Raw genomic sequence first — 23,562 nt, 5'->3', positions numbered from 1 at the left:
CTTAAGCGCTATTTGAACGAGAATTAATTTGCTGTTTATTCAGCGCCATACATAAAAAACTGACCGTGTACGGAACGGACTGTAGCACCAGCCTTTTCGGGGTTTTGCGAGTGGTAACAAAATTAATAATAGCAACACTCTTTGGATTGCCAGTAATTTTTCAAACCTTTAGTCGCACCCTACCTCCCCCCACCAAAGCACTCAAAATGGTAAGACGTTTCCCTGGTCAGGTTGACGAGCCTGAACCCGACACCGATTGATATAAAAAATCGCTCAGTAAACTTTTGAAAATTTCTTTATGTTTTACACAGAGATATTAAATATAGTTATTAGCCATAGGCGTACTCCTTCTTATTTGTTAGGATTTTTCTCACAGGAAATATGTTCAGAACAAGGAGGATTTATGCACTGGAATATTACGGATATGTTGGTATCCCCCACCACCGGCACGGCCTTTGCGCTGGCGCGAAATACGCCGGAGCTGTCTGTTATTATATGGTATAAGGGTGGGTATTTCTTACGCCCAAACAACAAGTTACAAACAGATACCCGAGGCGTTATTGTCGATGGGAAACCGCAAAACTTTAACATTGTCCATACTATGCCCTTTTTTCCTTCTGTCTGGCGAACGATAAGAAACAGTTGCAACTGCCCGGGCAATGATAATATTTCTTTAAGAAATTGTGACCAGCAACAGCAATGTTTATTTGAACTCTGCCCTTACGGGATAAAAATGATTTCCTGAGTTAATATTGCGCGTATATTTATCAACTCCGTTTCCATTAAATAGCGCAATAAGATGGATACTTACGAACAGATATATCAGCGGTTATACGCCAGCAGCGAACCGGCCTGGACCGGCAGCGGTTACCCGCGAGCATGGCATAACCTGAATAAAAACCTGGCAGCATTGAAGAACGCAGCGCTGTTACCCGCACCGGGCAGCCGAATCCTTGAACTCGGCTGCGGTAACGGCTCCATGGCGTCATTGTGGTTTGCCAGAGAGGGCTATCAGGTAAGCGGCGTGGACATTTCCCCTACCGCGATCCGCTGGGCGCAGGAGAATTTTTCCCGGCAACGACTCAGCGGCGACTTTCAGACAGCCGATGTTTGCCATCTCAATCACCTGTGTGAGCGCCAATTTGCGTTGATTTTTGACGGGAGTTGCATGCACTGCCTGACGGGAAACAAGCGCAAGCAGGCCTGGCATGAAATTAAACGCCTGCTTGCGGCTGATGGCCGCTTTGTGCTGAGCAGCATGTGCGGAGAAGCGCGACAAGAAGAAGATCGCCAGCACTACGACGCGGCAGAGTATGTGCTTTATCGCGATGGTCAACCCTGGCGCACGTTATTACCGCTGCCATTACTACGGCAAGAGATCCTCGGGCAAGGTTTTATTATTCAACACCAGCAGGTGACGCATAATCCCTGGTGGGATCATGCCACGCTGTGTGTTGTAGCCCGGTAATACCCCACCGGGCTGGCATTCAGGTTAGCGTTTGAGCGGTTTACCGGCGGTTTCACGCGCGCGCAGGACCGTCAGGAAGGTGATCAATGCCGCGCCCATCACATAGTAGGCGGGTGAGAATTTGTCGCCCGTGCGGGTGATCAGCCACACGGAGAACCACGGCGTGATGCCGCCAAAAAACGCCACCGCAAAGTTATAGGCAATCGACAGACCGCCATAGCGAATGCTGGTCGGGAACAGTTCGGCCATCGCCGCTGTGCAAGCACCGTCGAACGCCGCAATAAAAGCGCCCAGCATCACCATTGCCAGCACCGCCGAGAGCACATCGCCGTTCGCCATCACCATCATCGCCGGATAACTCAGCAAAATGAACCCGGCGCAGCCGGTCAGCATCAGCGGCTTACGCCCGTATTTATCCGACAGATAGCCCATAAACGGCACCAGCACCGCAACGGAAAACAGCCCGATGGTGGTAATGGCGTAGGCGTTCAGTTTGGAGAAGTGCAACTCGGTGGAGAGATAACTCGGCATAAAGGTTTGCAGCGTCCAGTGCCCGACCGCCTTGATAACCACAAAACCGACGCAAAACAGCAATGCCGCCCATGCCGTGGTGACAGCTTTGCGCAGCGGCGCGGTCTCCGTTTGCCCGTTCTTCATGGCATCAATAAATTCCGGCGAATCTTCGAGGTGTTTTCGTAAATAGAGCCCAACCCAGCCCAGCGGCCCGGCGATCAAAAAGGGAATGCGCCAGCCCCAGTCATTCATGATGCTTTCACCCAGCGTTGCGGTCAGCAGAAACACCAACCCAGAACCGGCAACAAAGGCCATAAAACCGAAGTTATCGATCCAGCAGGTAAAATAACCACGACACTCCATCGGAGCGTATTCCGCCAGGTAGGTTGTCGCCCCCGAACTTTCGCCACCGGCAGCAAACCCCTGAACCAGACGGGTGATCACCAGCAGCACCGTCGCCGTGATGCCAATCTGATGATAGGTTGGCAATAACCCCATTACGAACGTTGCGCCGGAGGTAAGCAGAATCACGGTCGCCAGCACTTTTTGCCGCCCTTTGCGATCGCCCAGAGACCCGAAGAACAGCCCGCCCAGCGGGCGCATCACAAAACCGGCGCCAAAGACCGCAAAGGAAGAGAGCAACGCCACACTCGGGTTACCCGCCTGAAAGAATTGCAGACCGATAATCGCGGCCAGCGTGCCGTACAAACCGAAGTCGAACCACTCAACAAAATGACCAATGCCGGTGGCAAGCAGCACTTTACGCAATTTACGGCTACCGGAGGCCTGTTCCTGCGACGCCATCCGATCGAGAGACTCCTGTACTGGCTGTGTCATATCCCCCTCCACTCACGATAGTGTTTCTATAATAGATATACTATCTACACCGCTTGTACGAATTCAGCACAGCACAGATGGCGCAAAATGTGATTACCCCCGGCTTTTCCGCCGTAAAAACCAGAGAGGATCACATTTTTGCCGTCGGGAAAATAAAAAGCCCCGCAGTAGAACGGGGCTCAGAGATCGGGTTTGTCGTGCCGCGACGCGTTACGCCTGTTTTTTCGGCATCATTCGCAGCAGCGTGTTGTCTTTAAAAATGTAATGGTGCGCCAGCGCAGCCGCCGCGTGCAGGCCAATCACAAAATAGCCCAGATTCGCCAGCAATTCATGGAGCCCTTTTAGCGTATCCACCAGATCGAAATTGGCTTCAGCCGCATACGGCATCGCGATACCGAACGCCATCCACGGACCACCGCGGTTGTACATCATCAGCAGGCCAATCACCGGCAAGGCGATAAACAGCAGATAAATCACCAGATGGCCAAGGTGCGCCAGTCCGGTCATCATCCCGGACGGTTTTGGCACAATCGGCGGTGCCGGGTTTTTCAGCCGCACCAGCAGCCGCGCAACCATCAGCACCAGAATAGAAATGCCGCAGGAGACATGCACCATATTAAACACCGGGCGATAACTGCGCGGCGCAAAACCGCGAAACTCCATGGCGCAATAAGCAGCCACCACCAGCAGAAATACCAGCCAGTGAATAGCGATTTGTAAGCCGGAATAGTTGTTACGCATAACGACACCCCACAACGAACGGAGAACGGACCGGCGTTCAACATACCGGGCTTTTCTTAAAAATTCATTAACTTTACTGTATCAATTTTCAATCACTTATCATTACATGAATGTGATTCGGTTGCCCAAACCCCCTCCCCAGGCTATCACTGGACGAGTGCAATGCTGTGATTCATTCAATCCTGAGGGAGAAAATCATGAGTAAAATTGGCATCAATGGGTTTGGTCGTATCGGTCGTCTGGTCTTACGTCGCCTGCTGGAAACCAACAGCAGCGCAGAAGTGGTCGCGATCAACGATCTGACTTCACCGAAAGTGCTCGCCTATCTCTTAAAGCATGACTCTAATTACGGCCCGTTTAACTGGAGCGTTGACTTCAGCGAAGACGCGCTGATCGTCAACGGCAAAACCATCACTGTTTACGCCGAAAAAGACGCAAAGCATATCCCGTGGCGAAGCGCGGGCGCAGAGATCATTGTTGAATGCACCGGCTTCTATACCTCCGCGGAAAAATCGCAAGCACACCTCGATGCTGGCGCCCAAAAAGTGCTGATTTCGGCCCCGGCAGGCGACATGAAAACCGTTGTCTATAACGTCAACGACGACACGATCAACGCTCAGGACACCATTATTTCCGTCGCCTCCTGCACCACTAACTGCCTGGCGCCAATGGCAAAAGCCCTGCATGACAATTTCGGTATTAAAGCTGGCACCATGACCACCATTCACGCCTATACCGGTACACAGGCGCTGGTCGATGGACCACGCGGCAAAGATCTGCGCGCATCGCGGGCGGCGGCGGAAAATATTATTCCGCACACTACCGGCGCGGCCAAAGCCATTGGGCTGGTGATCCCGGCGCTCAGTGGCAAACTGAAAGGTCATGCTCAGCGCGTCCCGGTGAAAACCGGCTCGGTCACAGAGCTGGTGTCGGTACTCGAGAAGAAAGTGACCGTGGATGAGATCCACGCCGCGCTGAAAAACGCCACTGCCGGTAACGAATCATTTGGCTACACCGATGAAGAGATCGTGTCGTCCGATGTGATTGGCAGCCATTTCGGTTCGGTTTTTGACGCCACGCAGACGGAAATTACCGAAGTGGGCGACCTGCAACTGGTGAAAACCGTCTCCTGGTACGATAACGAATACGGCTTCGTTACCCAGCTTGTGCGCGTACTGGAAAAATACCGTACGCTCTGATCCGCAACACCGCCGGGTAAGTTTACCGCTACCCGGCTTCTCTTTGATCTCGCCGTCCCCCAACCCGCTCACAATCCGCCTATGCTATACAGCAGATGCGATGTAAAAGGAGCACAGGTGTGAGAAATATGAGTCGGGAAGATCTGCTAACGCTGATGGATGTCGCCGTTCAGCATGCCAGTACCTTCCCCGTCTGGCCGCAGGGAGAAGCACCCGGCGCGCAGGTAAGTACGGTGCGTTTTCAACTGGAAGAACATCACACCGGCCCGTCCCGATTTGATCGTTCAGTGACCGGCGTACGCGCCCCGGAGATCACCGTTTATGCCCCGCAAAACCCGAATGGCGTGGGAATTCTGGTGACGCCAGGCGGCTCCTACCGCCGGGTGGTGCTGGATAAAGAAGGCAGCGCACTGGCATCCTGTTTTAACGCCAAAGGCTATACCCTATTTGTGATGACGTATCGCCTGCCGGGAGACGGGCACGCGGAAGGCGCCGATGCGCCGTTGGCGGATGTCCAGCGAGCCATGCGCACACTTCGCGCCAATGCCAGCACCTGGCATATTGATCCTGAGCGCATTGGCGTGATGGGGTTTTCTGCCGGGGGCCACGCCGCCGCAAGCCTGGGCACGCGTTATAACGAATCCGTTTACGCACCGCTTGACGCTATTGATCAGCAAAGCGCCCGCCCGGCGTTTATGGCACTGGTCTACCCGGTGATCACCATGCAAGAGGCGATTGATCACCCGCAGTCCCGCCAGCAGCTTATCGGCGAGACGCCAACGGCCGATCAAATTCGTCGTTATTCCGCAGAACAAATGGCAGATGAACACACACCGCCGACGTTTTTACTGCATGCGGTTGATGATCCCACGGTGAAAGTGGAAAACAGCGTGGTGATGTTTACCGCCCTGCGCCGCCTCGGCGTGCCGGTGGAGATGCACCTGTTCGAACAGGGTGCGCACGGTTTCGGTATTCGCGATGCGCTGGGGTTGCCGGTCGCCATTTGGCCGGAGCTGATGATGGGGTGGATCGCCACCAAAGTGTGAAACGCGCCCCCGCACGCGTCAGGGGCGGCGTTTATCAGGATTGCAGATAGACCATCTGGGTTTGCAGGTATTCGTTCAGGCCGTGGCGGCCGTCCGCTCCGCCGATCCCGGACTTGCGCCAGCCAGCATGGAAGCCCTGCATCGCTTCGAAGTTTTCGCGGTTGATATAGGTCTCACCGAATTTCAGCCCGCGCACCGCTTTCATCGCGGTATTCAGATCCCGGGTATAGACCGATGATGTCAGACCATAATCACTGTCGTTGGCCATCGCCAGTGCTTCATCCAGCGTGTTAAATGCCACGACCGGCAGCACCGGGCCAAATGTCTCTTCGTGCATGATCGCCATCTCCTGGCGCACATCCAGCAGCAGCGTTGGCGGGTAGAAATAGCCTTTCCCGACAACAGGTTTGCCGCCGAGCGCAACCCGCGCGCCTTCGGACACCGCGCGCGCCACCTTCTGTTCCACGCGTTCCAGCGCAGCCGCGTTGATAAGCGGCCCCATCGCAATGTCGTTGCGCTGAGACGGGTCGCCAAACTGCACGGCCTTCATGGCTTCGCCAAGACGATTGACAAAGCGGTCATAAATGCCGCGCTGGACATAAACACGCTCCGCGCAGTTACACACTTGTCCGGTATTAATAACGCGGGAATCGACAATGGCTTTGACCGCCAGCTCCAGGTCGGCATCGTCCATCACAATCGCCGGGGCTTTGCCGCCCAGTTCCAGGCACACTTTGGTGATGTTTTTCGCCGCCGCAGCCATGATCTTCTCACCCGCTCCGACACTGCCGGTCATACTGACCATCGCCACTTTCGGGTTACCCGCCAGCTCCTGGCCGACGATTTCCCCGCGGCCAAGCACCAGGTTAAAAACGCCTTTCGGTAGCCCAACATCGTGAACGATTTTCGCGAAGGCGATGGCGTTATTCGGCGTGAATTCGCTGGGTTTAATGACGATGGTATTGCCGGTGATCAGTGCAGGCGCCATTTTGCGGGCAATCAGAAAGAACGGGAAGTTCCACGGCAGAATACCGGTCGTGACGCCCAGCGGGCGTTTGAAAACAAAGATATTTTCGCCAGGACGATCGCTTTGCAGGATCTCACCTTCGTAGCGCCGCGCCCACTCGGCCATATAGTCGATGTAATCGGCGGTGAATGAGACTTCCACTTCCGCCAGTTGCTGAATTTTTCCGCCTTCCGCAACGATAAGCGCACTGATTTCACTGACTTTTTCGCGAATGCCGGCGGCAATCTTGCGCAACCAGCCTGCACGTTCGATGGCGGGAAGCGCTTCCCAGGCGGGCTGTGCGCGTTCAGCCGCGTCTATCGCCCTGCGGGCGTCTTCCGCCCTGCCATCGGGAATGCGCGCCAGGATCTCTTCCGTCGCCGGGTTAACGACATCCAGCCATTTGTCGCCCTGCCAGCTTACAAATTGACCATCGATAAACATAGGGTGTTGTACCGGTGCTGTCATGACTCGCTCCTGTAATGACATTGTTTTTAACAAGTGAACTCGCTGTTAAAAATCTATATCCGTACACGGCATTTCCCAGACAGGAAGCGAACTTTTGTGAGAGAACTCATAAAAGAACAACGAAAAAGAAACAAAAAAATTACATTAGCAAGGACGGGAATGCCCGTTTGCGACAAGGGCTGCGCAAACGGGCATCAGGCTTAGAGCGAACGGTTCGATAAGCTATCAGCCAGCGTACGATCGGCCAGCAGCACCTGCCACGCATCTTCAATATGCTGAGGAAAATCAATATGCACCAGGAAATCACGCCCGGTTGGCCCGTAGCCATTAGCATCATCACGCAGACGCGGAACTTCACCGAGAATCAGGGACAGATAACGTTCCACCGACCATAAGCCTCTCTGGCGCGGCTGGAAAGTCAGACCCTCAGCCGTGTTGACCAGTAGCGGTGTAAAACCGGGCCAGCTCAGCCAGTGTGGCGCGTCGGCGCACTGCTGGCTGACGCGGGCAAAAGTCGCCATGGTGCGACGTTGCATGGTCGGATCTTGCACCACCATCGCCGTCTTCGGCGTCATCCCCCGGCTGATCAGCATATCCACGCTGAACCGCGCGTTTTCACCACAGTTGGCGGATTTTTCTTCCACCATGATCTGTTTGTCATCCAGTTGCCAAAACTGCCGGGCGATGTCCGCAAGAATTGCCGCCTCGCTGCGCCCGGTCGTACGCAGTACGTTATAGCGTGGGTGGCGGGCAATGGCGGAATAGAGAAACGTCGTTGAGTGACCAATGCCGCCGCTGATGAGCAGTGGTGTCCCCTGCGTCGCCGCCAGTGCACAGGCGGCATCGATGGTCGGAATCACGGCGTTGCCCGCGAGGATCACCACATCCGCCCGCACCGGTGTCGGTTTGCCGACAAAATCATTCTGCGCCAGCCACGCGCCCAACGCATTGGCAGCCGCCAGCGTCTGTTCAGGCAAAGCGGGAAACGTTGTCAACATGAGCTAAACCTCCTTCGTCAATCTTTTTACAGCCTAACGCGCTGGCGCGAGCTGAATAGCGGATCACTCCGAATCCTGTTCGTAGTCGTTCACGTAAGTTTCTGTAACAAAATTAAAATAAGCACAAACACCCCAAATCACCGAGATTGCAGTTGGGGCTATCGGATTGTTCAAACATCCCTGTGTGATTTACTTGCCGTCCGCTTCGGCTGGCGGCACCAGCGTTTTTTCAAAGCAGACGGCTTGCGGATTACCGACATAACGCCCGTAATTTTCGCGAATGCAGTAACCATTACGCAGATAAAAGTCGAGCGCCCGTTGATTAATTCTGCGGGTTTCCAGCCACAGGCTGCAATATCCCTGCGCCAGCGCTTTGGCTTCCAGCGCATGCAGCAGTTGTGCGCCAACCCCGCGCGTACCCGGTCGGGCATACATGCGTTTTATTTCACCCACCGTGTCGGACACGCTACGCACCGCCACACAACCTACAGCGTGCTGGTTTTCGTCTTGCGCCAGCAGGAAAAAGTCATTTTTCCCCCACGCCTGGGGATCAAAAGATGCCCTGCCGCTACTGCCGGTTAACGCCTGAAGATGGTCAGAAAGCGCATCCTGCAGTTGCAGGCACGCCGGTTCGGAAGGTGTCGTTACAGTAATAGTGATACGGTTCATTGTGACACTGTCACCTTATGTGGGCTTATTTCTTATCACTTAAGCAGATTGCTTACTGTGCGTAATCTATCATGTTCTTATGCACTTGCATTCTGTTTACCAGCGCACGTAGAATCATTAGCGCCCTAACTATTTACACTGACAACATCTATTGCTGTTACGCAAGGTTGAGGAGACCTGATGCGTTTACCGAAACGCGATCCGTACGCACCGCGTGAATGGGCGCCCCATGAAAAACCGGTACTGCTGGGTTCGCCCTCCACACCGTTTCACAGTACGCCACGGCGTATCGCCTACGGCATTGTGGGCCTGCTGGTCTGCATGACCGGCGCGCTGGGCAATGCCATGGTCACGGCGAACCTGCAAAACCTGCAGGGTACCTTTGCCGCCTGGTCTACCGAGATTGCATGGTTACCCGCCGTGTACGTCATGACCAACGTCTCCATTAACCTGCTGTTGGTAAAGTTCCGCCAGCAGTACGGTTTGCGCGCCTTTACCGAAGGGTTTCTGGTGCTGTACGTACTGGTGACGTTTTTCCATCTGTTCGTTAACGATCTGAGTTCCGCGCTGATTGTTCGCGCCGCACATGGCATGGTGGCGGCGGCGCTCAGCTCATTAGGCATCTATTACCAGATCCAGGCCTGGCCCGCGAAACACCGGTTAAAAGCGCTGACCATCGGCATCACCGGTTCCACACTGGCGATCCCGGTCGCGCGTCTCTTCTCCACCGAACTGTTGCAACTCGACGAGTGGCGCGGCCTCTACTTTTTTGAACTGGGGTTGGCGCTGATGTCACTCGGTTGCGTGATTGCGCTGAAACTGCCGCCAGGCGACCGCAGAAAAGTGTTTGAGAAGAAGGACTTTATTACTTTTTTCCTGCTGGCGCCGGGTATCGCACTCCTCTGCGCAGTGTTGTCGCTGGGGCGTCTGGACTGGTGGTTTGAAGCGCCGTGGATTGGCTGGTCGCTCGCCGGAGCCGTTGTCCTGATCGTCTGCGCTATGGTGTTCGAACATAACCGCAGCAACCCCTTGCTCAATACCCGCTGGCTTTCCAGCGGCAGTATTGTTCGCCTCGGCCTGATTATGCTGCTGATCCGTATTGTTTTGGCGGAACAAAACACCGGTGTTTTTGGCTGGCTGCAGTATGTCGGTTTGCAAAACGATCAAATGACTCACCTTGCCTGGTCGATTCTCGCCGGGATCGTTTGCGGTATTGTCGCCAGTTGCTTAACCATCAAACCGCAGCGTCTGGCCTGGCCGATTGTCACCTCACTGGCACTGATGATTATTGCCTCGCTGATGGACAGCCAGTCCACCAGCCTGACGCGCCCCGATCAGCTTTTGATCAGCCAGTTTTTGCTCGGCTTCGCCAGTGCGTTTTTTATTGCCCCGGCCATGCTGGCAGGCATTGGCGGCGTTGTTGCGGAGCCGCGCAATCTGGTCAGCTTCTCGGTGCTGTTCGGTATGAGCCAGAATATCGGCGGTCTGCTGGGCTCGGCGATTTTAGGCACCTTTCAAACCTGGCGGGAAAAATATCACTCCAGCCTGCTGGCGGATCAGCTCACCACATTAAACCCGGTCATCAATGAACGACTGCAACTCTACAGTCAGCTTTACCAGAGCATGATCGGCGATAGTACGCTGTTAAGTACGCAGGCGGTGACGCAGTTACAAAACGTCTCAACGCTGGAAGCGAATATCCTCGCGTACAACGATACTTATCTGCTAACGGCTTCGGTGGCCGCGGCCACGCTGATCTGGATTTTGTGGCGCTTGTTGCGCCTGCGTATAACGGCTCGTCTGGCACTGAGACGGGCAACAGGAACCAAATAATGTCGCTATTATTCCCGGAGTGTTTATGAGTCAGCAGGATGCCGCCAAAGCGCAGGCAAATACCCGCAGTAATTTGCGCGTGGTCTCCATTTTTGCCGCCGCCGCGATAGGCCTGGTTGGCGTACTGGTGATCCTCTACGCGTGGCAACTGCCCCCTTTTACCCGCCATTCACAGTTTACGGATAACGCCTATGTGCGCGGGCAGACCACCTTTATCAGCCCACAGGTGAACGGCTATATTACGGAAGTCCCGGTTCAGGATTTTGCCGGGGTGAAAAAAGGCGATCTGATTATGCAGATCGATGACCGCATCTACCGCCAGCGCGTTCACCAGGCGCAGGCGACGCTGGCGATGAAAACCGCGGCGCTGGAAAATAATCTCCAGCAACGCAAAAGCGCCCAGGCGGTGATCGCACGGAATGAAGCGGCGTTAGCCAGCGCGAAAGCACAGGATTTAAAATCGCAGGCGGACCTTAAGCGCGTGAAAGAGCTCACGGCAGACGGTTCGCTGTCGATTCGCGAACGCGATGCGGCGCTGGCGACCGCCGCGCAAAACACTGCCACTATCGCTCAGGCGCAGGCCACGCTGGAGATGTCCCGCCAGGATTTGCAAACCACCATTATTAACCGCGCCTCGTTGCAGGCAGACGTCGAAAATGCCAATGCGGCGCTGGAGCTGGCGCAAATAGATTTGCAAAACACGCGCATTGTTGCCCCGCGCGACGGGCAACTCGGGCAGATCAGTGTCCGTTTAGGCGCTTATGTCAGCGCGGGGACGCATTTAACGTCGTTGGTTCCGGCGCAGCGCTGGGTGATTGCCAATCTGAAAGAGACACAGTTGGCGAACGTGCAGATCGGCCAGCCCGTGCATTTCACCGTTGATGCGCTGGATGACGAGACCTGGCAGGGGCACGTGGAAAGCATCTCTCCGGCAACCGGCGTCGAATTCAGCGCGGTCAGCCCGGACAACGCCACCGGCAATTTCGTCAAGATCGCCCAGCGTATTCCGGTACGCATTGCCGTTGACGCAAAACCGGAAACGCTGGCGCGCCTGCGCCCTGGCATGTCCGTACAGGTGCATATTGATACCCAGGAGACGCAGAAATGAGGCTGCGCAGCGCCCTTGTTGCGCTGACCGTGACGCTTAGCGGCTGCCAGTCCGCACAGATCGAACAGGCGCAGCCGACGCTGCACATTCCTGCGGCATGGCGCAGCGACGCTGGCCCGCTCAGCAAAATAGACCGCGTCTGGTGGCGTCAGTTTCACGACACGCAGCTTAATCAGTTTGTCGATCAGGCGCTGCACTATAACAGCGATGTGTTGATTGCCCGCGAACGGGTTAACGAATATCAGGCGCGGGTTTATGCGGCCGACAGCGCGCTGTTCCCTGAGCTGGATGCAGGGCTTTCCGCGACGCGTGCCCGTTCGCAGTCTGCCGCCACGGGGTTGCCAGTCCACAGTACGGTGTATAAAGGCAACCTGACCGCCAGTTACACGGTGGATCTGTGGGGGGCGAATCGCAGCGCGGCGCACGCAGCGGATGCGTCGCTGGAAGCGCAAAAAGCGGCCGCCGCCGCCGCAGATCTGACGGTCGCCACAAACGTGGCAACGGGTTATCTGACTTTACTGTCGCTGGATGAACAACTCCGCGTCACCCGTGCGACGCTAAAAGCCCGGGAAGAAGCCTTGCTGCTCGCCCGTCGCCAGTATGAAACAGGCTATACTTCACGATTGGAGTTGATGCAATCCGATTCAGAACTGCGAGCAACGCGGGCGCAGGTGCCGGTGCTACAGCATCAAATCCATCAGCAAGAGAACGCGCTGAGCCTGTTGTTGGGCCGTAATCCAGGGGCGATTGCACGCAGCGCGTTTGCCGGACTCACCCCACTCACCCTGCCTTCGCAGCTACCGTCAACCCTGCTGAACCGACGACCGGACATCGTCCAGGCGCAGCGTCAGTTGGTTGCCGCCGATGCAACGCTGGCGTCATCGCAGGCGAAGTTACTGCCCTCGATCAATCTGACCGCGTCCGGCAGTATGCAGGACGATACGCTGCCCGGTCTGCTCGATAACCCACTGCGGTTATGGAGTCTGGGTGGCAGTATTCTGGCGCCATTGCTTAACCGGCAGGCGTTAAATGCGCAGGTAGATGTGTCGATGTCCCAGCGGAATCAGGCGCTTTACACCTATGAAAAAACCGTGCGCAGCGCGTTCAAAGAGGTGAACGACAGCCTGGATGCCATCACCCGTCTTGACGAGCAACTGAGTGAGCTGACCGGGCAGGAGCAGGTCGCTCAGGAGACACTGAGGATTGCACAAAACCGTTATCGCAACGGTTATTCCTCCTATCTGGATGTACTGGACGCGCAGCGTACGCTGTTTTCCACCCAGCTTAATGCCGTGCAGGTGAAAAATAATCTGTTGCTGGCGCAGGTGGATCTCTACCGCGCGCTGGGCGGAGGGTGGTCCGGGCTACATTAAGTGATCAAACACCAGAGGTAATGCTATGCAGCAAAAGTGGTCCATGGTTGATGAGTACTTAGAAAAACAGTTGATTGCCGAAGATGAGGTTCTGGCGCAGGTGCTGGCGAACAACCAGCGCGCCGGGCTCCCCGGCATCGATGTTTCGCCTGTGCAGGGGCAGCTACTGGCGCTGTTTGTGCGCATGGTGCGGGCAAAACGCATCCTGGAAATTGGCACGCTGGGCGGTTACAGCACATTGTGGATGGCGCGAGAATTGCCCGTTGGCGGCGAACTGTTAACGCTGGAAGCCGATCCGTTACATGCCGCCATCGCCCGGGAAAACCTGCATTTCGCCGGTGTGGCGGACCGGGTCACCGTCGCGGAAGGCCCGGCATTGCACACGCTGGAAAATCTCGGCGACCGCCCGCCGTTTGACCTGGTGTTTATCGATGCGGATAAACCCAATAACCCGAATTACCTGAAATGGGCGCTGCACTATGCGCGCCCGGGTACGCTGATTATTGGCGATAATGTGGTGCGCAACGGTGAAGTCACCAACCCGGTGACCACCGATGCCAGCGTACAGGGCGTACGTACCTTTATTGAGATGATGGGCGCAGAGCCGCGGCTGACGGCCACCGCCATGCAAACGGTGGGCGTCAAAGGCTGGGATGGCTTTACCCTGGCGTGGGTAAACGCCTGAAAGGACAATGCCGGATAGCGGCAGACACCCGTATCCGGCCTGGAAAAGCAGAGAGCAGTTACCCGCTGATTTGCTCCATCGCCTGCAAAATACGCTTATCGGAGATGGGGTACGGCGTACCGAGTTGCTGCGCAAAATAGCTGACGCGCAGTTCTTCGATCATCCAACGGATCGCTTTGACGTCCTCCTCTTCGCGACGCGCTGGCGGGAGCTTATTCAGCCACTGCTGCCATGCCTGCTGTGTCTGCTCGACTTTCAGCATCTGCGCGCGATCGCGGTGCGGATCAATCGCCAGTTTCTCCAGCCGTTTCTCAATCGCCTGCAAATAACGCAGCGTATCGCCCAGGCGGCGGAAACCATTCCCGGTGACAAATCCGCGGTATACCAGACCGCTCATCTGCGCTTTGATGTCGGACAGCCCCAGCGCCATGGTCATGTCCACGCGCCCTTTCAGCCGCTTGTTGATGTTAAAGACCGTCGTCAGGATCTGCTCGACCTGTTTGGCTATCTCCACCACCGTGTCATTCAGCTCTGCACGAACCTTCTCATGCAGCGCGGCGAAGTTCTCCTCCGTCCACACCGGGCCACCCGCGTCGTCAATCAGCTTATCCACGCCGCAGGAGATACAGTCATCAATCAGATCCAGCACTTTGCCGTACGGGTTAAAGTAGAGCCCCAGTTTGGCTTTGTTAGGCAGTTTTTCGTGCAGGTACTTAATCGGCGAAGGAATGTTCAGCAGCAGCAAACGGCGGATACCGCGCCACATCGCCTGTTGCTGCTCCTGCGGGTTATCAAACAGCTTGATCGCCACACTGTCGCGCTCGTCCACCAGTGCAGGCCAGGCTTTGACCTTATAGTTGCCGCGCTTCTGCTCATAGCTTTCCGCCAGCGTGCCAAAACTCCAGATATGTAACCCGCTCTGTTCGATGCCGTCATCGGCAACGGCGGAGAGCGTCTCCTGCACTTTGCCTTTCAGGCTCTCTTTCAGCTCAGCCAGCGAACGCCCTTCAAGCAGCTTTTTGTTTTTGTCATCCACCACGCGGAATGCGATTTTCAGGTGCTCAGGCACCTGATCCCAGTGCCAGTCGTCGCGATCAATGGTCACACCGGTCATACGGCGCAGTTCACGTTCCAGCGCATCCAGCAACGGCAGTTCCAGCGGTGTGACCCGCCCCAGAAACGCCTCGGCGTAGTTTGGCGCCGGGACAAAATTGCGTCGCGTCGGCTTCGGTAACGATTTGATCAGGGCAATCACCAGTTCACGGCGCAAACCGGGGATCTGCCATTCAAACCCGCTCTCTTCCACCTGGTTGAGCAGCGGCAAGGGAATATGCACCGTCACGCCGTCGGCATCCGTACCCGGTTCAAACTGGTAGCTGAGGCGCAGTTTCAGGTTACCCTGATGCCAGAAGTTGGGGTAATCCAGCTTGCTGACGCTCTCCGCCCCCTCTTTGATCAGCATGCTCTTCTCAAAGTTGAGCAGGTCCGGCGTCTCGCGGCTGGCCTTTTTCCACCAACTGTCAAAATGACGGGCGGAAATCACCTCATGGCTGATGCGCTGATCGTAAAACTCAAACAGCGTTTCGTCGTCCACCAGAATGTCGCGGCGGCGGGATTTGTGCTCCAGCTCTTCCACTTCTGCACGCAGTTTCAGGTTGTCGCGGAAGAACGCATGGCGGGTTTGCCAGTCGCCTTCAACCAGCGCGTGGCGGATAAACAACTCGCGGCACAGCGCTGCATCGATCTGGCTGTAGTTGACCTTGCGCGCAGCGACAATGGGCAAACCGTAGACCGTCACTTTCTCCGTGGCCATCACCGCGCCCTGCGCCCGCTCCCAGTGCGGTTCACTGTAGGAGCGCTTGATCAAATGTTGCGCCAGCGGTTCAACCCATTCCGGATCGATTCGCGCGGCAATACGCCCCCACAGACGGCTGGTTTCCACCAGCTCTGCGACCATCGTCCATTTTGGCGGTTTTTTAAATAATCCGGAGCCGGGGAAGATAGAAAAACGCGCATTACGCGCACCGGTGAACTCCTGCTTGTCGGCATCTTTCATACCAATGTGCGACAGCAAACCGGTCAACAAGGCGATATGGATTTCACGGTACTCCGCCGGTTCGCTGTTCACCGGTATCCCCAGTTCTTTCACCACCTGGCGCAGTTGGGTATAGATATCCTGCCATTCGCGCACGCGCAGGTAGTTAAGGTAATCAACCCGGCACTGGCGGCGGAACTGATTCGAGGAGAGCGCTTTTTGCTGCTCGCCGAGATAGTTCCACAAATTCACAAACGCGAGGAAATCGGACTCTTTATCGTGGAAGCGCTGGTGTTTCTCATCCGATGCCTGCTTTTTGTCCAGCGGACGCTCACGCGGATCCTGAATCGACAGCGCAGAGGTAATGATCATGGCCTCGCGCACGCAACCGTGTTTTTGCGCCTCCAGCACCATGCGCGCCAGACGCGGATCCACCGGCAACTGCGACAGCTGACGCCCCATCGGCGTCAGTTTATAGGCCACTTGCTGCTCATCAGTAGTGATGGCGCCCAGCTCTTCCAGCAGGCGAACCCCGTCCTGGATATTGCGTTTGTCCGGGGCTTCCACAAACGGGAATGCGGCGATGTCGCCCAGCCCCAGCGCGGTCATCTGCAAAATGACTGAAGCCAGGTTGGTGCGCAGAATTTCCGGGTCGGTGAACGCCGGGCGCGACAGGAAATCGTCTTCGGAATAGAGGCGAATACAGATCCCTTCCGATACACGGCCGCAACGACCTTTACGCTGATTGGCAGAGGCCTGCGACACCGGTTCGATGGGCAGGCGCTGCACTTTGGTGCGGTAGCTGTAACGACTGATACGCGCCGTTCCGGGATCGATCACATATTTAATCCCCGGCACGGTGAGCGATGTTTCCGCCACGTTGGTCGCCAGCACAATGCGTCGACCGCTGTGCGGCTGGAAGACCCGGTTCTGTTCGCTGTTGGACAACCGCGCGTACAGCGGCAGGATCTCGGTATGACGCAAATCACGCTTACTGAGTGCATCGGCGGTATCGCGGATTTCACGCTCACCGCTCATGAAAATCAGAATGTCGCCCGCGCTTTCGCGCCCCAATTCATCAACCGCGTCAAAAATTGCCTGTAACTGATCGCGTTCCGTGTCGTCCGCTTCTTCGACAATCGGGCGATAACGCACTTCGACCGGATAGGTGCGACCGGACACTTCAATGATGGGCGCATTATTGAAGTGGCGTGAAAAGCGCTCCGGATCGATGGTCGCCGACGTGATGATAACTTTCAGATCGGGGCGGCGTGGCAACAGTTCACGCAGGTAACCCAGCAGGAAGTCGATATTCAGGCTGCGTTCGTGCGCTTCATCGATAATGATGGTGTCGTACTGCATCAACAGCCGATCCTGCTGGATTTCCGCCAGCAGAATCCCGTCCGTCATCAGCTTGACCATGGTGTTATCGCTGACGTGATCGCTAAAGCGGACTTTATAGCCGATGCAGCCGCCCGGTTCGGTTTTCAGCTCTTCGGCAATACGGTTAGCAACGGTGCGCGCCGCCAGACGGCGCGGCTGCGTATGGCCAATCAGGCCCTTAATACCACGCCCCAGCTCCATACAAATTTTCGGCAACTGCGTGGTTTTACCGGAACCGGTTTCCCCGGCGACAATCACCACCTGGTGGTCACGCACCGCCTCAAGGATGGTCTGCTTCTTCTGGCTGACCGGTAAATTGTCCGGATAGTCGATGGTCGGGCGCGCCGCTTCGCGCAGCAGGACTTTCCCTGCCGCCCCGGCCATCTCCTGGGCTATCTCGCGGAACAGCGCTTGTTGAGATTCAGGATTTTTAACTTTCTTACTGCCCTGGAGGCGACGGGCGAAGCGCTGCTTGTCGCGCAGCATCAGCGTATCGAGTTGATGATGGAGATCGGTAATCGTTACTTTATTTTGTTCTGTCATGGCGTTATTGGGCAGAGCACTGCCGGTAAACATCTTTAGTTTTTAGTCGCGATAGAATACCACATCGCGACGCACCTTTTCTTGTTCAAGAAATTTGAACATAGGAATCGATATATTGCGCTATTCACGCTGGCGAATTGTGCATACAGTGTCACGAAGAAACGGGGCAACCCACATCAATACAACAAAGGAAACACCCAATGAGCAAAGTATTAGTTCTCAAATCCAGTATTTTGGCAGGGTACTCACAGTCAGGTCAGTTGGCAGATTATTTCGTTGAACAGTGGCGCGAAAAACACGCTGCCGATCAGATTACCGTTCGCGACCTGGCCGCGAACCCAATCCCGGTGCTGGATGGCGAACTGGTTGGCGCGCTGCGCCCGAGCGATGCGCCGCTGACTCCGCGTCAGCAGGAAGCGCTGGCGCTGTCCGACGAGCTGATCGCTGAACTGCAAGCTCATGACGTGATCGTTATCAACGCGCCGATGTATAACTTCAACATCCCGACGCAGTTGAAAAACTATTTTGACCTGGTTGCACGTGCTGGCGTGACGTTCCGCTACACCGAGCAGGGTCCGGAAGGTCTGGTGAAAGGCAAACGCGTGGTGGTTGTCTCCAGCCGCGGCGGCATTCACAAAGATACCCCGACTGACCTGGTCGCGCCGTACCTGAAACTGTTCCTCGGCTTTATCGGCATCACCGACGTGAACTTTGTCTTCGCCGAAGGCATCGCTTACGGTCCGGAAGTGGCAACCAAAGCGCAGAACGATGCGAAAGCGGCGATCGACAGCCTGGTCACCGCCTGATATTTCTCCCTCTCACCACCCGGTGGGAGGGATCTCTCCGACATCCCCTTCCTGTGCAATCGACGCTTTCGTCACCGCACGAATGTTTTCCAGTATGGCATCAAACTGCTGCAACTCCGCAGCTGGCAGATCGAACACATGGCTAAACAGCGGTGCCAGCATAGCGTGTATCTCGTTGCAGATGACGATCCCCTGCTCAGTGATTTTTATCGCATATTTTCGCCGATCGCGAGTATCAATCGCGCGGGCCATAAACTTCAACTTCATCAGGTGTTTTACTAACTCCCCCACGCTGGGATCTTTTAATCCCAGGCGTTGCGCCAGCTGTCGCTGCGTCAGTTTTTCCGCTTCGTTGTGGATGCACACCAGGATCAACCAGCTGTTAAATCCGATGTTGTGCGCTTTGATTTTCTGTTCGATCAGGAGTTGCAGGTTATGGGAAGCTAAATAGAGCAAATGCGCCCGCGATAAGCACGCGTGGTTGTCCATACGTTCATCCTGAGCAAAAACGTTTGAGCACAGCAAAGAGGAGAAGTGGCGCCGGGTGCCTCCCGGTAAGCTATGTTTGATCGCATAGCTTGCGCAGCAATGTCCTGACCGATCAAAAGCGCCCCGCCGCAGAGGGGGATTCACCACGTTTATTTGAGCATTCACACCCGCAGGGATAGCGATCGCCGTGTGGACAAGCCTATACCCGGCTAATTATAATGAAAATAGCCGTTCACTTATCATTTCTATAAAGTTTCATTATGTTCAATCCGCATCTTTTACGTTCCTTTTCGGCGTTGATACAGGCAGGCTCCTTCACCCGCGCGGCCGATATGCTGGGTATTACTCAGGCTGCCGTGAGCCAGCATTTACGCCAGTTGGAACAGCAGACCGGCACGTTGATTTTGCGGGCGAAACGCCCGTTAGAACTGACGCCGGAAGGTCAGGCGTTGCGGGAGTATTGTCTTGAACTGGAACAGGCCAACAAGCGCCTGCAGCACCGGCTGAATGATAAAGTGAACGAAGGCGGAGAAATTAGCCTCATCACTCCCGGCAGCATTGGCTTACGCATTTACCCATTGCTGCTTACGCTGCAACAATCGCAACCGGAATTCACTATCCGCCACAGTTTCGCACCCGATGTGGATGTGATTGCGGCATTGCTGAATAACCGCTTCGAAATAGGCCTGGTGACACAGAAACCGGATGACGCGCGTTTGACGGCGCATAAATTTACCGAAGAGCCGCTGGAACTGCTGCTGCCCGCCGGTTTTGTTTTGTCTTGTTGGCAGGATCTGCAATCGCTGGGGTTTATCAACCACCCAGACGGCAACGCGATGGCAACGCGCCTGCTGAGCCGCTGTTTTCCTGGCAACCCTGGCATTCAGTCATTGCCGGTCAGCGGTTTTATCAATCATATCGGGCTTATCCCCGAACCGGTGTCCCGCGGGCTCGGCTTTACCGTACTGCCCCGCTACGCCAGGCTCGCCTTCCCCCGTCAGCACTTATTGCAGGTCAACAGCAGTAGCGTGAATGTGGTTGATACCCTCTGGTTGGTGCACCGCGCTGAGTGGCCGTTAACACACCGGGCCGAGCGGGCGCTGACCTGGCTGCGTCAGCACCTGGAGGATGAGGTCAATCCTTCGCTGGCGACTTCTTCAGCCATTTACCGTTAATGCCCTGGACATAGTCGCCGGGTTTGGCACGCTCAACCAGTTTCTGCCCGGCCATTTTTGCCACATCATCTACCGGAATGTTGTTGCTATCCGCCAGTTGCTGGTAGCTTTCTGTACGCGCTTTGTTAATCCGGTCGACCAGCGCCAGCGTCTCTTTATCTTTGCTGATGGCCGCCACGTAGCCGGTAAGCGTTTCACCCACCCGCCCCTGTGCGCGGGCTTCATCGAGGGTCAGCGCCTGTGCGGTTGTGCTGAGCAAGCTCATCGCCAGCAATGCCATTACGACTCTTTTTTTCATCATGGCCTCAGAACAGATCGCTGCGTGATTTCAGCAGGGTTTCAACGTCTTTATCCACTTTGATGTGGATTTCATGTTCGATCTTCACATTCATATTGATGGTGATCGGTTCTTTCGGCGCCGCCACTTCTATGCGCGGCGTACAGCCGGAAAGCAGCATCACCAGCAGGACGCCCGGCACGGCTATCAGGGTTTTCATTTTCTTTCCTCACACGCTTCGCCCTTCGCACAGCGGGCTTCAGGCAGCGCCGCATTTTGCTCAAGCCATGACTGCAAATTGTCGCCAAAACGTAAACTACGCCATAAGGTGAAGACGTTCTCTTCATGGGTATAGTTCAAATTTACCGTACTGCTCTTGCCTTCGACAAAACTGGTGCCGCTGATGGCGGCCTGCATGGTTAACACGCCCAGATTATCCAGATTTATCCTGGTCCACGACCGGGAAATTTCCATATAGCGCAGCCAGTTAATGGCCGCGCCCGCAGTCATATTGTCATTGACCACCGCATCCGCCGTGTCTTTATCAATACGCAGCGTCATCGGACCGGGATTATGCAGCCAGCCATCTTTGATAATCCACTGCGGATTATCAAGCCACAGCGGCAGCGCTCCGTCGAACGGCCCGGAGAGGGCAAACTGTTTCGGATTCACCGCGCTTATCAGTTCACTGGAGGAGATATGGTTAAGACGCAACAGCGCCGGATCGTGCTGCGGCATCCGCAACTGCTGCATGGTGATTTTGCCACCGAGAGCATCGACGCTCACGTCACTTAAGATCAGCGGGTTTTCTTCGCTCCACGGCCAGGCGCCCTGTAAATCCGCGGTGAAATTTTTCGCCGTCACCTGGTTAACAATTTCGCCGATACGCAGTGACACCGGGCGGCGTGTTCCTAATTGCCAGGTCGCGTCGCGATAGCGAAATGGCAGCACAAAATCGACGCCGCGTATCTGGTTATCCGGCGTCCATACACTGCCGCTTTTCAGTACGCCATGACCGCCCGCAGCAAATCCCTGACCGGCTGCCGCGGAGAACGCCACCTGCGCATTCAAAGCGCCATCGAGCAATTTCATTTTCCAGTCCGGGGGGATCAATGGTTGAAATACCGTTAATGACTGACGAGGCCACCATGCCTGCCCGCGCAGACGTTCTCCATCCCAGCGCCCGTTAACCTGTACCGGACCGATAGTGTCGGCGCGCAGATCGCCTTTGAACTGGAACAGCGTCGGCTCGGTCCCCTCAACGCGGAACTTCAGCGTTGAGGGCGGTAACACGCTGCCGCCGCTAAAGGTGGTTTGCCCGGCATCCAGCGTCAGCGCGCCATCAAATTGTGGGTTTTCGGCATCACGGATCCAGCGGACAGGCGCGTCCAGCGCCAGTCTTGGCGTAGTCATGCGCATGGCGCCATATTGCAACTGATCAAAACCGGTCGACAGATCGGTCAGGGTAATGGCGTTATCCTTCCACTCGCCGCGCCCGGTAACGTCCCAGCGCGCATTCATTGGCGTGAAATGCCCGTCCCCCCAGTAACGCCAGCGCCAGAGACCGTCATCCGGCAAGAAATCCCGCGCTTGCCCATCCAGATGCAACCGGAAGTCGCCCATCGCATTTTCGTGAGCGTGCAAAATGGCTTGTAAACGCCCGTCGATGCCCCGCTGTGTCAGCTTTACGCCCGCCAGCGGCCAGCGCACTTCATCAATATTCAGTGAGTCAATGACGCGCCCACGCGAGCGCAGCAGTGCGCCTGGGGTGAACGCCAGTTGTGGATCGTCAAGCGCGCCGCTCAACCTGGCGGGCAGTACCGCATAAAACACCAGATCGCCCTGCTTGGCTTCCCCGGTTAATTGCAACGGCATTTCGCTGTTGTCCATGCTTAAGCGACCCGGCCCGATGGTCAGCACCGCGTTGCCTTTGCCCGCATCCCCCTGCGTCAGCACGTTCAGTCTGCCGCTGAACAGGGCATTCTCCAGCCCCTGTTGCCAGTTTTCGATCTTCAGACCGACGCGACCGCTGAGTGGGAACCCTTGATAGGGCCAACTCCATCGCCCATCGCTGATGGTGAGTTGCTGGCGGGTCAATTGCCAGGGCAGATCCAGCAGCGGATCGCCGCTGTCGCGCGCCATCACCACCAGTTGCCCTTCATTATTCCGCCACTCCAGATCGGTATCCACCAGCCCTGGCTGCTGCGGCAACGTTAACGTGCTCTGTATATGCCCGTTGACCGGCACGCCCTGTGGGATCTCAGGCAGCGTAAACTCGCCGCCGAGTGTTAACGGGGGCTGATCGTCAAACAAGCGCACTGCCAGCCGTTTCACCGTCAGTGCCTGACCACGCAAATGCGCGCTGACCTCCACCCGCTCCCCGGTGTAGCTCAGTGTCTGGGTCGCAGGCGTCAGCGCGAGCTGTAGCTTACCTTGCCATGCCTGCCACGGACTCAGCGTTACGCGATCAACGGTCAGCCAGGTGTAAGGCAGCATCGATCGCCACTGCGCGAGAGTGCGCGGTGCGGAAGACGATGCAGATGGCGGGAGTGCATTCAGACAGGCGCTGTCAATGTCCAGCGAGGCGACACGGAGTTGCCAGCGACTGGGGCGCGTAAGCTCGGCGTTTTGCACATGTGCAAGCTGGCAGTCACCGACCAGATAGCGTAAATCGGGGATTTTGAGGGCGTGACGGGTCAGTCGCGGGCTGGCTTCCATCACGATGCGCGTCCCTGCTGGCAGCCAGATGCCAGCAAGCGTCGGCACCCAGTATGCAAGGGTCAGCAGCAGCGTTAACGGCAGTAGAATGAACAATAAAACCAGTGCGATGGCGGCTTTGTATTTACCCTTCATGGGCAGGGAATATCCTGATGTTGTCTGTGATTTAGCCGATTTTGCCCGTTATTGTGG

The 23,562-nt window shown here is 56.0% G+C and carries 20 protein-coding genes; 10 read left to right on the top strand and 10 right to left on the bottom strand.

The window, feature by feature from the left end; all coding sequences use genetic code 11:
* The first annotated feature begins 403 nt into the window (after positions 1 to 403).
* A complete protein-coding gene (locus N7922_RS12055) occupies positions 404 to 745 on the top strand; it encodes an anti-adapter protein iraM (RefSeq protein ID WP_263100738.1) in 342 nt (113 codons plus the stop codon).
* Positions 746 to 799: 54 nt separating this feature from the next.
* Positions 800 to 1,468 (top strand): class I SAM-dependent methyltransferase, encoded by a 669-nt coding sequence (locus N7922_RS12050; protein WP_263100737.1) that lies wholly within the window; start codon positions 800 to 802, stop codon positions 1,466 to 1,468.
* A gap of 24 nt (positions 1,469 to 1,492) precedes the next feature.
* On the opposite strand, the gene N7922_RS12045 is transcribed toward N7922_RS12050, so the two are convergent.
* Both N7922_RS12045 and cybB read right to left on the bottom strand, forming a co-directional pair.
* Entirely contained in the window at positions 1,493 to 2,818 is a 1,326-nt protein-coding gene (locus N7922_RS12045; protein WP_411554235.1) for an MFS transporter, read from the bottom strand.
* Between the two features lie 210 nt (positions 2,819 to 3,028).
* Complete coding sequence (gene cybB / locus N7922_RS12040) at positions 3,029 to 3,559, bottom strand: cytochrome b561 (RefSeq protein WP_263100736.1); 531 nt, start codon at positions 3,557 to 3,559, stop codon at positions 3,029 to 3,031.
* Between the two features lie 197 nt (positions 3,560 to 3,756).
* On the opposite strand from cybB, the gene gap reads away from it, so the two are divergent.
* On the top strand, positions 3,757 to 4,758 hold the full coding sequence (gap, locus tag N7922_RS12035; protein WP_263100735.1) for a type I glyceraldehyde-3-phosphate dehydrogenase: 1,002 nt from the start codon (positions 3,757 to 3,759) through the stop codon (positions 4,756 to 4,758).
* Between the two features lie 119 nt (positions 4,759 to 4,877).
* Positions 4,878 to 5,804, top strand: coding sequence for an alpha/beta hydrolase (locus N7922_RS12030; protein WP_263100734.1), 927 nt, complete (start codon positions 4,878 to 4,880; stop codon positions 5,802 to 5,804).
* 34 nt (positions 5,805 to 5,838) lie between these two features.
* On the opposite strand, the gene aldA is transcribed toward N7922_RS12030, so the two are convergent.
* From aldA to N7922_RS12015, 3 genes are all read right to left on the bottom strand, one after another.
* Positions 5,839 to 7,278, bottom strand: coding sequence for an aldehyde dehydrogenase (gene aldA, locus N7922_RS12025; RefSeq protein ID WP_263100733.1), 1,440 nt, complete (start codon positions 7,276 to 7,278; stop codon positions 5,839 to 5,841).
* 200 nt (positions 7,279 to 7,478) lie between these two features.
* Entirely contained in the window at positions 7,479 to 8,276 is a 798-nt protein-coding gene (locus N7922_RS12020; RefSeq protein ID WP_263100732.1) for a YdcF family protein, read from the bottom strand.
* A 189-nt stretch (positions 8,277 to 8,465) separates the two neighbouring features.
* Positions 8,466 to 8,945 carry a GNAT family N-acetyltransferase gene (locus N7922_RS12015; protein ID WP_263100731.1) on the bottom strand — a complete coding sequence of 160 codons (480 nt, stop codon included), beginning with the start codon at positions 8,943 to 8,945 and terminating at the stop codon, positions 8,466 to 8,468.
* 180 nt (positions 8,946 to 9,125) lie between these two features.
* Between N7922_RS12015 and N7922_RS12010 the strand changes: the two genes are divergently transcribed.
* From N7922_RS12010 to N7922_RS11995, 4 genes are read left to right on the top strand one after another with little or no spacing between them, the layout of a single operon-like run.
* Positions 9,126 to 10,778, top strand: coding sequence for an MFS transporter (locus tag N7922_RS12010; protein WP_263100730.1), 1,653 nt, complete (start codon positions 9,126 to 9,128; stop codon positions 10,776 to 10,778).
* A 25-nt stretch (positions 10,779 to 10,803) separates the two neighbouring features.
* Positions 10,804 to 11,886 (top strand): HlyD family secretion protein, encoded by a 1,083-nt coding sequence (locus tag N7922_RS12005; protein WP_263100729.1) that lies wholly within the window; start codon positions 10,804 to 10,806, stop codon positions 11,884 to 11,886.
* Positions 11,883 to 13,259: an efflux transporter outer membrane subunit gene (locus N7922_RS12000; RefSeq protein WP_263100728.1), complete on the top strand. Its 1,377-nt coding sequence runs from the start codon at positions 11,883 to 11,885 to the stop codon at positions 13,257 to 13,259. Before N7922_RS12005 ends, N7922_RS12000 begins: the two co-directional genes overlap by 4 nt.
* A gap of 25 nt (positions 13,260 to 13,284) precedes the next feature.
* Positions 13,285 to 13,944, top strand: a complete 660-nt coding sequence (locus tag N7922_RS11995; RefSeq protein WP_263100727.1) for an O-methyltransferase — start codon at positions 13,285 to 13,287, stop codon at positions 13,942 to 13,944.
* Between the two features lie 58 nt (positions 13,945 to 14,002).
* Here the strand turns inward: N7922_RS11995 and hrpA are convergent, their stop codons facing one another.
* Positions 14,003 to 17,905, bottom strand: a complete 3,903-nt coding sequence (hrpA, locus tag N7922_RS11990) for an ATP-dependent RNA helicase HrpA (RefSeq protein ID WP_263100894.1) — start codon at positions 17,903 to 17,905, stop codon at positions 14,003 to 14,005.
* Positions 17,906 to 18,105: 200 nt separating this feature from the next.
* On the opposite strand from hrpA, the gene azoR reads away from it, so the two are divergent.
* Positions 18,106 to 18,711: an FMN-dependent NADH-azoreductase gene (azoR, locus tag N7922_RS11985; RefSeq protein WP_263100726.1), complete on the top strand. Its 606-nt coding sequence runs from the start codon at positions 18,106 to 18,108 to the stop codon at positions 18,709 to 18,711.
* A 12-nt stretch (positions 18,712 to 18,723) separates the two neighbouring features.
* On the opposite strand, the gene N7922_RS11980 is transcribed toward azoR, so the two are convergent.
* Positions 18,724 to 19,200 (bottom strand): MarR family winged helix-turn-helix transcriptional regulator, encoded by a 477-nt coding sequence (locus N7922_RS11980; RefSeq protein ID WP_263100725.1) that lies wholly within the window; start codon positions 19,198 to 19,200, stop codon positions 18,724 to 18,726.
* Between the two features lie 260 nt (positions 19,201 to 19,460).
* On the opposite strand from N7922_RS11980, the gene N7922_RS11975 reads away from it, so the two are divergent.
* On the top strand, positions 19,461 to 20,375 hold the full coding sequence (locus N7922_RS11975) for a LysR family transcriptional regulator (RefSeq protein ID WP_263100724.1): 915 nt from the start codon (positions 19,461 to 19,463) through the stop codon (positions 20,373 to 20,375).
* On the opposite strand, the gene N7922_RS11970 is transcribed toward N7922_RS11975, so the two are convergent.
* Genes N7922_RS11970 through N7922_RS11960 form a run of 3 tightly spaced genes read right to left on the bottom strand, consistent with a single transcriptional unit; the run spans position 20,335 to position 23,505 of the window.
* Positions 20,335 to 20,673 carry a YdbL family protein gene (locus N7922_RS11970; protein ID WP_263100893.1) on the bottom strand — a complete coding sequence of 113 codons (339 nt, stop codon included), beginning with the start codon at positions 20,671 to 20,673 and terminating at the stop codon, positions 20,335 to 20,337. The two genes, N7922_RS11975 and N7922_RS11970, sit on opposite strands and share 41 nt — an antisense overlap.
* Before the next feature lie 7 nt (positions 20,674 to 20,680).
* Entirely contained in the window at positions 20,681 to 20,872 is a 192-nt protein-coding gene (locus tag N7922_RS11965) for a YnbE family lipoprotein (protein ID WP_263100723.1), read from the bottom strand.
* The gene (locus N7922_RS11960) at positions 20,869 to 23,505 is read right to left on the bottom strand and encodes a YdbH family protein (RefSeq protein ID WP_263100722.1); all 2,637 of its coding nucleotides are present in this window, start codon (positions 23,503 to 23,505) and stop codon (positions 20,869 to 20,871) included. Before N7922_RS11960 ends, N7922_RS11965 begins: the two co-directional genes overlap by 4 nt.
* Positions 23,506 to 23,562 lie beyond the last annotated feature (57 nt).

Source organism: Kosakonia sp. ML.JS2a, assembly GCF_025642095.1.
Lineage (GTDB): Bacteria > Pseudomonadota > Gammaproteobacteria > Enterobacterales > Enterobacteriaceae.
This window is presented reverse-complemented; position numbering and strand designations above follow the sequence as displayed.

What these genes read in the sequence shown, in the direction of transcription:
- N7922_RS12000 (WP_263100728.1), top strand. Translation starts at nt 11,883, where the DNA reads ATGAGGCTGCGCAGCGCCCTTGTTGCGCTGACCGTGACGCTTAGCGGC.
- N7922_RS12050 (WP_263100737.1), top strand. Translation starts at nt 800, where the DNA reads ATGGATACTTACGAACAGATATATCAGCGGTTATACGCCAGCAGCGAA.
- gap (WP_263100735.1), top strand. Translation starts at nt 3,757, where the DNA reads ATGAGTAAAATTGGCATCAATGGGTTTGGTCGTATCGGTCGTCTGGTC.
- N7922_RS12010 (WP_263100730.1), top strand. Translation starts at nt 9,126, where the DNA reads ATGCGTTTACCGAAACGCGATCCGTACGCACCGCGTGAATGGGCGCCC.
- N7922_RS12005 (WP_263100729.1), top strand. Translation starts at nt 10,804, where the DNA reads ATGAGTCAGCAGGATGCCGCCAAAGCGCAGGCAAATACCCGCAGTAAT.
- N7922_RS11970 (WP_263100893.1), bottom strand. Translation starts at nt 20,673, where the DNA reads ATGAAAAAAAGAGTCGTAATGGCATTGCTGGCGATGAGCTTGCTCAGC.
- N7922_RS12015 (WP_263100731.1), bottom strand. Translation starts at nt 8,945, where the DNA reads ATGAACCGTATCACTATTACTGTAACGACACCTTCCGAACCGGCGTGC.
- N7922_RS11965 (WP_263100723.1), bottom strand. Translation starts at nt 20,872, where the DNA reads ATGAAAACCCTGATAGCCGTGCCGGGCGTCCTGCTGGTGATGCTGCTT.
- cybB (WP_263100736.1), bottom strand. Translation starts at nt 3,559, where the DNA reads ATGCGTAACAACTATTCCGGCTTACAAATCGCTATTCACTGGCTGGTA.
- N7922_RS12055 (WP_263100738.1), top strand. Translation starts at nt 404, where the DNA reads ATGCACTGGAATATTACGGATATGTTGGTATCCCCCACCACCGGCACG.
- N7922_RS12045 (WP_411554235.1), bottom strand. Translation starts at nt 2,818, where the DNA reads ATGACACAGCCAGTACAGGAGTCTCTCGATCGGATGGCGTCGCAGGAA.
- N7922_RS11995 (WP_263100727.1), top strand. Translation starts at nt 13,285, where the DNA reads ATGCAGCAAAAGTGGTCCATGGTTGATGAGTACTTAGAAAAACAGTTG.
- N7922_RS11980 (WP_263100725.1), bottom strand. Translation starts at nt 19,200, where the DNA reads ATGGACAACCACGCGTGCTTATCGCGGGCGCATTTGCTCTATTTAGCT.
- N7922_RS11960 (WP_263100722.1), bottom strand. Translation starts at nt 23,505, where the DNA reads ATGAAGGGTAAATACAAAGCCGCCATCGCACTGGTTTTATTGTTCATT.
- N7922_RS11975 (WP_263100724.1), top strand. Translation starts at nt 19,461, where the DNA reads ATGTTCAATCCGCATCTTTTACGTTCCTTTTCGGCGTTGATACAGGCA.
- aldA (WP_263100733.1), bottom strand. Translation starts at nt 7,278, where the DNA reads ATGACAGCACCGGTACAACACCCTATGTTTATCGATGGTCAATTTGTA.
- azoR (WP_263100726.1), top strand. Translation starts at nt 18,106, where the DNA reads ATGAGCAAAGTATTAGTTCTCAAATCCAGTATTTTGGCAGGGTACTCA.
- N7922_RS12020 (WP_263100732.1), bottom strand. Translation starts at nt 8,276, where the DNA reads ATGTTGACAACGTTTCCCGCTTTGCCTGAACAGACGCTGGCGGCTGCC.
- hrpA (WP_263100894.1), bottom strand. Translation starts at nt 17,905, where the DNA reads ATGACAGAACAAAATAAAGTAACGATTACCGATCTCCATCATCAACTC.